This is a genomic window from Streptomyces aurantiacus JA 4570, assembly GCF_000414115.1.
In the GTDB taxonomy this organism is placed as follows: Bacteria; Actinomycetota; Actinomycetes; order Streptomycetales; family Streptomycetaceae; genus Streptomyces; species Streptomyces aurantiacus_A.
Genome location: NZ_AOPZ01000551.1, coordinates 1 through 690 on the forward strand (window position 1 = coordinate 1; position 690 = coordinate 690).

The window sequence follows — 690 nt, forward strand, 5'->3', positions numbered from 1 at the left end:
GGGCTCCCGGCACCACTCGCACGCGAGCCGCGGAACGTACCCGCGCCGCGGCACCTGCACCAGGACGGGCCCGTGCTTCAGCCCCTCGCGGGCGGCCCGCCAGGCGAGGGTGGGCAGCCGCGCGGCCCGCGCGGCCTCGTCGCGCGCGAGGTCGCCGTCCCCCACGGTCCGCACCAGCGGAGCGGCGGCCCGCACCTGCTCACGGCCGGCGACCATCGGCGCCGCCCACCCGCTCTCCACGAGCTGCGCGGCCTCGACCGTGCACCCCCAACTGCCCAGCAGAAAGCCGCACTTGTCCCGTGCGGCGCGCAGCTCGAGGACCTCGCGCACATGCGGAAACGGAGCGTTCTCGTCCGCATGACTCGCGTCGCCGTCGTCCCACACCACGACGAGCCCGAGATCGCGCACCGGGGCGAACATGGCCGCACGCGTCCCGACGACGGCCCGCACCGCCCCGCGCCGCACGGCCAGCCACTCCCGATACCGCCGCTCCTGCCCCGCGTCGGCGGTCAGGACGGCGTGCTGCCCCTCGCCGAGGCGCTCCCGCAGGGCCGCGTCCACGCGCGCGGCGGGCCGTCCCGCCGGTACGACGACGAGGGCGCCGCGTCCCGAGGCGAGCGTGGCCTGCACGGCCCGGGCGATCTCGTCGGCCCACTGCGGCCCCGGCAGCGCCGTCCACACGGCCCGGGG

1 pseudogene is annotated in these 690 nt (G+C 78.6%); it reads right to left on the minus strand.

Annotated features, from left to right (window positions below):
• Window positions 1–690: pseudogene (locus STRAU_RS37965) on the minus strand (primosome assembly protein PriA); the annotation flags it as partial.